The sequence below is a fragment of the Microbacterium sp. B24 genome (genome assembly GCF_000333415.1).
GTDB lineage: Bacteria > Actinomycetota > Actinomycetes > Actinomycetales > Microbacteriaceae > Microbacterium.
Genome location: NZ_BADB01000396.1, coordinates 1 through 5,508, shown reverse-complemented (window position 1 = coordinate 5,508; position 5,508 = coordinate 1). Strand labels below are relative to the sequence as shown.

5 protein-coding genes are annotated in these 5,508 nt (G+C 61.9%); all 5 read right to left on the bottom strand.

What is annotated here, in order from left to right; translation table 11 throughout:
- Nucleotides 1-25: 25 nt before the first annotated feature.
- Nucleotides 26-928 carry a glycosyltransferase family 4 protein gene (locus I5I_RS11865; RefSeq protein WP_148285550.1) on the bottom strand — a complete coding sequence of 301 codons (903 nt, stop codon included), beginning with the start codon at nt 926-928 and terminating at the stop codon, nt 26-28.
- Nucleotides 929-971: 43 nt separating this feature from the next.
- Nucleotides 972-1,862 (bottom strand): glycosyltransferase family 2 protein, encoded by an 891-nt coding sequence (locus I5I_RS11860; RefSeq protein ID WP_036319748.1) that lies wholly within the window; start codon nt 1,860-1,862, stop codon nt 972-974.
- Nucleotides 1,859-3,811 carry a DUF6541 family protein gene (locus I5I_RS11855; protein ID WP_036319745.1) on the bottom strand — a complete coding sequence of 651 codons (1,953 nt, stop codon included), beginning with the start codon at nt 3,809-3,811 and terminating at the stop codon, nt 1,859-1,861. Before I5I_RS11855 ends, I5I_RS11860 begins: the two co-directional genes overlap by 4 nt.
- 301 nt (nt 3,812-4,112) lie before the next feature.
- On the bottom strand, nt 4,113-5,015 hold the full coding sequence (locus I5I_RS11850; protein ID WP_036319742.1) for a glycosyltransferase family 2 protein: 903 nt from the start codon (nt 5,013-5,015) through the stop codon (nt 4,113-4,115).
- The coding region (locus I5I_RS11845) for a glycosyltransferase (RefSeq protein ID WP_036319740.1) at nt 5,009-5,508 on the bottom strand (500 nt) is incomplete at its 5' end. The genes I5I_RS11845 and I5I_RS11850, both read right to left, overlap by 7 nt.

Below are 5,508 nucleotides of genomic sequence, written 5' to 3'. Positions count from 1 at the left end.
ATTCGAGCTCGGTCCCGGGGATCCTCTAGAGTCGGTGAACCTTGATGTCGCTCAAGAGAACCGGAACTCCAGCCGCCATTGCTTCAAGCGTTGGCAACGAGAAACCCTCAGCTCGAGATGGGATCGCGAGGGCTGACGCCGTGGAGTAGAGACGTCGAACTTCAGACTCATCGACCCAGCCTCGCAGATCGACCCAGCGGCTCAGCCCCAGCTCCCCAACGATTGGCGCGAGCGGGTCATCCCCGCGACCTCCCGTGATGACGACACGCGGACGTGCCTCCTCTGGGAGGAGTGAGAGACCGTGCAACAAGGCCGACCAGTTCTTGTGTGGGCGCCGGTTTCCCATCGCGATGATCAGCGGTCCCTCCGACCCGGCGAGGCTGCGATCCACTCCGATCGGGGTTGCACCCGCCAGCGGGATGACATCGAGGCGGCCACGCGAGACGTCGAGGTACTTGACGATCTCATCCGCAGACTCAGGACTGATGGTGATGATGCGTTCTGCGTTCTGCGCAGCGACCTTCTCCATCCACTTGACGGGGCCTGTGAAAAGGGGGGTCGACATAAACTCCGGATGACTCCAGTAGAGCATGTCGTGCAGCGTCAGCACCGTCGGCATAACTGTCTTGCGTGGCCCGAGCGTCGCGGGAGAGTGCACCAGATCCGCACCTACCGCGCGCGCCGCCCTCGCAACGCTCACGAGCTCTCCCCAAGCCCACGCGAAACGATTCTCACCGCTGATACCCGATCTCAAAATCGCGCCAGGAAACCAATGAAGATCTAGGCTCGCACCCTCGCGGCTGACGAACCCGATGTACTCGTACGTATCATCGAGCTCGCCGAGATGACGATACAGCTCGCGTGTGTAGGTCTCCATTCCCCCCTTGGTCCCGGTATAGGAAAGAAGATCTACGAGAACCTTGGGCACGGCGACCTACCCTATCAAGTACTGCCGAGGGAGCTCCTGACGATCACGGTGCGAGGATGTGCGCGACGGTGGATCGAAGACCGGCCGGGGTACCGCGGAACAACGCGATGTGCAGTTGAGTGATGGCATGGAGCCGCGACATCAAACGCCGACGAGCCACCGCCTCGGTCCGCTTCCACCCCTTCTGCTTCGCGATTCGACGGGCGAGCTCGTAGTACTTCCGCTCCCCCCGAAAACGCTCGCCGTCCAACAGAGTCTTCTGCGATGCGGACTCCGTGTGCCGCCGGTACGAGAAAGCGAGAGACGGGTTGAACGCAAGTGTTCCTCCCCCGAACGCGATATCCATGAGCAGCGCCAGATCCTGGATGATCGGAAACTCGTCGCGAAAGTCCACCGCGTTCAGGGCGTCGCGGCGAAAGAGCAGGGATGGCCAATAGAGCCAGTCTCCTCGGATCAGGCTGGTGGCCATCTCCTCTCCGGAGAGTACCCGGACCCCCTGACCCCTCGGCGCAAGAACCCGCTGCTTGACGCGATCAACGAGGGGAAGAACAACCGTCCCACTCTCGTTGATGACTTGAACGCCGAGTTGAATGACGTCTGCCGACGGCACTGCGGCAATCGTCTCGCGCGCGACATCGAGGTAGTTCGGCAGCAGCATGTCATCGCATCCCAGGATGACGAGGTAGTCCGCTTGCGACAGGTTGACTGCGCGTCGGAAATTCTCCGTGATACCAACGTTCTTCTCGTTGCGCAGATACGTGACTCGGTCATCCTCGAGATCGCTGAAGTACTTCGGGACGCTCTCATCGGGGTAGCAGTCATCGATAACAGTCAGGCGCCACATGGCATCCGTCTGAGCACGCACTGACTCGACGGCGGCGTACAGCAAAGCGGGTTCTCCCCAGAAAGGTATGACGATGTCGATAGACGTCACGAGCCGAACCCACAGCTCGTGATCCGGTAGAGCCGAGCGGCCCCGTCTTCCGCCGCCAGTGAGACGTACGGAGAGCCGGCGAGCCCTTCCAATCCGCTGAAGTCAGCATTGTTCTTCATGAAGTCGCCTCCCGCAGAGAAGTCGAGTACGTATCTGACGCCGGTGTCGATCAGCGCTCGACACATCGCTGGATCATCAGGCTCTTTCGAGAAGCGAGAGTTGATGAGCTGCATGTCCGTAGACACCTGCATCAGGAGGTGTGGCATGAGAACCTTCCGACCACTCAGGGCGTACGCAAAGGAGGCACCCGTATATGGATCACCAGCAACGACAGCACTGTCCGGAACGATAGTCCGCAACTCCTCCATCAACCGATACTCATCTGGAGTCACGATCGGAGCATCATTACGAAGCACGTAGGTGAAAGCGATATCGGCACCCGCCTGGCGCAGAGCGGGGCCTTGCGCGGCGACCACCAGGGCGACGCCGAGAATACCCAGTGCAGTCGTCGATCCTCCGCGCATCCGGCCGCCAAGCTTGATCATCACGCGAGACCGCGTAAGCCAGCGCACGAGGGCGACAGCGCCCAACGCGGCGATAGGCAGAGCGCCGATCACCCAGATAGACGCCAGGCGGGGCGCATTGTTGTACCAGGGGCCAGTGATCAGATTGCGCAGCGACTCGGAGCTGCTCGCGGCGACAATGACATAAAGCGTTGCCCCGACAGCCGACGAACCGAGCGCAACCCAGCGCCCATAGCTCGGGCGGCGTATGACGGAGTACACTCCCACCACAATCAGTCCCGCGGGCAGAAGCGCGAGTGGATAGCCGTAGACAGCCGCCGATACCACGGACCCGATCGCTGCCGGAATGCTCTCTATGGTCGGCCAGTAGATCTGATCCGCCGGAGGTCGCAGGACATGCAGCGCGAAGAGCCCAGCACCGAGGTAGAGCACAAGTCCCCCGCCCCAGAGAATCCGCAGGGGCGGCCGCGCCGCGACGATTTTGTGGACGAAAGCGGCGACAACCATCGGCAGGCTCAGCGCGAGGACAGCCAGCAGGGCTCCCGGATGCGCGACAGCGACGCCAGGCAGGAGAAGTGCGAGGACCACCACGGTGTCCGCGCGTCGCGGCTCTTTTCCTGGGCGAACCAGCTGCCAAACGATAGCCAAGGCAACAGGGGCGCAGGCGAGCCCCAGAAAGAGCGGGTACAGGACGCCATAGTGAAGGGGCAAATAAGGAAACGCCGTAAAGGCACTCGTGAGGACGCCAGCCGCCACCGTCATGACGCGGCTTCGCCCGAACAGAGAACGTACGAGGAACACGCAGGACGCTGGCCACACCACAGCTGCGACCACGAGTATCGCAGCGTTGGTTCCCTCAACCACGGATGACCCGCTGGTGGCGACGACCAATGAGACGACAGCGTGCCAAGCGGAGGGGTAGAACGGCAACGTCCCATCGGGAGATGTCATCGTCCCGATCCAGAACGGGGAGGCGTTTCCCGTGTCGATCACGTACTGGATCGCATTCAGATGGAAGAAGTTGTCGTAACGCTGTGAGAAGTAATCAGGGCTCCTCATTGCAATCGCGATGAGGCCGCCGATGGAAAGGAAAGGCAGCCCCAACGCTATGGCAAGTTCCTTCGTATCGCGCCTCCTGCGGGCGCGCGGGCGGGGGACCAGCGACGCGCGCCACCGCGACCAGGCGAGCGCGCTCGCAACAGCGACAGCGGTGAGCGCAAGGACGTCCCACAACGACCACGGGATTCCAAGCATGCCCGCGAGGATGGACGCAACCGCCACCAGGGACACGGAGAGCGGAGCGCTGAGCGCCAGGCTCATGAAGCCCCTCGCACCTAGAGCCCAACTGAGCGCCGCCCCCGGCAGGACCAAAACGGCGGCCGCCAGCAAGACCACAGGAACGAACGTGAGCCACGGGATCAGCAAAGTACGAGCCTTCTTCGTTCAGCAGAGGTGCCCGATCCGCAACTGTGGTCACGGTCAGTGGACCGGATGTTTTGCAACGAGCGCGCACCCTGACGCACGCTCCCTGCGAGCGAACCCAAGCTCCCAGACCATGCGCGGAGTCCTTGTGCTCCAATACGCTGTCGGAAACCGACAGAGTTCACTTTCGTAGCGGCCATCATGACCGGCGCGGAAGACCTCATCACTGTTCGAATCGAAGTCGCGTGCGCCGTCGCCGCGATCACCGCGGTCACCGCGCCCGCGGGTATTGCCTCGGCCCAACTCATGAGTGCGAAACCACCACGTGCTGAACCGCAGGGTTGAAGACAACGCCTTCGAAGAACTTCCGAGCCAACCGTGTACGCAGACGTAGCGGTACGCGCCCACGATGGAGACTGACCGCCAGGCGTGCGCCGAACTCCAAGAAGTACAGCAACCCCCGGTGGTGCAACTGGTAGGAAGATTCGTTGCGGACCCCGTACTCGAATTTCCAGATCGAGCTCGACGTCACCATGGAGAAGTTCACGCCCTTGTTGTCACCCATGTCGTGTACGACCACGCTGTCGAGAACCTGAACTCCGGGGCACGCCCGGGTCAAGCGCAACGTGTACTCCCGGTCATCGAACCAGATGAAGTACTCGGCGTAGGGCAACCCGTATCGAGCGATAGCCCATCTCGGGATCAGGACGGAAACAAAAGAGCACGCCGTAACCATCACGTTCTGCTGCCCTTTAACAAGCAGACGCCCCCAGTCCCACGTCGGCAACGGATTGTTCATCTCACAGATGGCGCCGTCGGTAAATGTGACAACGGAGCATGCGAACGGCACCTCGTCACCGAGCTCCTCAACGGCTCCGTCGAATCCTGAGACAAGGGCACGCAGAGCGTCCGGCTGTGGATAGCAGTCGTCGTCCATGATCCAGACATGATCGGCTCCGGACGCGTAGCCTCGGCGCATGCCCTCCGCAAAGCCGCCGGCGCCACCGGAGTTCTTCTCCATAGATACGACTGTGAGCGGCACTGTCGTCCTTAGACCTTGAAGATAATCAGCCGTACCGTCCGTCGACGCATTGTCGATGACGAAAAGTCGCTCGACGGGATGACTCTGTTCCTCGATGGAAGCGATCACCGTCTTCAACTTCTCAAGTCGATTGAATGTTACGACTACAGCCGCGACGGTCACCATGCTCGCACTTCCTCAGAGAACCACTGCGTGGCGGACGGAACCGCCAGCAGACGACGTTCGGCCTTGCGCTCTCGCTTCCACAGCGTTCGACGCGAGTCCTCGTCGTCGGCGAGTGCGCCGACGACAGCTGCACCGTCACGAGCCGCACGGTGCACGTTGCGCGCCAGAAGCGCGTCCGCGGGAATGACGTCTTGCTGCGCCCCCACGTTCGTCGAGACAACGGGAACACCGTGAGCGATCGCCTCAAGAGTCGTCAAAGTCAGGCCTTCGTTGTGCGAGGTCACGAGAAGCAGGTGAGACTGCTCCAGGGTGTCAGCGACAGGAACGGACGAATCACGCCGAAGGACGACGTCGCCGAGGCCCGCCCCCTCAAGGAGTGCGTCGACCCATGGAGCGAGTTCGCCCTCGCCGTGGAGGATGAAGCGGAAATCGCGCCCGCTCGCGCGCAGACGCGCGGCGATGGCAATGAACAGCTCTGGAGCCTTCTGGCGCG